This is a genomic window from Pseudoalteromonas sp. P1-13-1a (assembly GCF_001401875.1).
GTDB lineage: Bacteria > Pseudomonadota > Gammaproteobacteria > Enterobacterales > Alteromonadaceae > Pseudoalteromonas.
Window position 1 is genome coordinate 1 of sequence record NZ_LKDV01000100.1, and the last position, 362, is coordinate 362.

Below are 362 nucleotides of genomic sequence, written 5' to 3' on the forward strand. Positions count from 1 at the left end.
GTGATGCTGGCGCTAACACTGTAGTTGCCTTCTGCTAAGTCGCTGGTTGGTGTCGCACTCCAATTGCCGTTGACATCGGTTTGTACATCTAGGGTTTGTACGTTGTTCGCTGCATCGGTAAAGGTTACCGTGACGGTGCTGTTGGGTGCATCACTGGTGCCCGTTACAGTTGGCGTGCTGTCGTTGGTGAGCGCTGGTGCATCCACACTCACACTTGGTGCGGTGGTATCGATGTTACCGCTGCCGGTGATATCAGTGCTGTTACCCGCCGCATCACTAATAGTCGCTTCAATGCTGTAAGGGCCTTCAGCCAATGCGTTTGGCACTTCGACTGAGAAGTTGCCGCTCGCATCCACAGTCGT

The 362-nt window shown here is 54.1% G+C and carries 1 protein-coding gene; it reads right to left on the reverse strand.

From position 1 onward, the window contains the following. On the reverse strand, nt 1-362 hold a 362-nt coding region (locus AN391_RS19975), incomplete at both ends, for an Ig-like domain-containing protein (protein WP_235576511.1).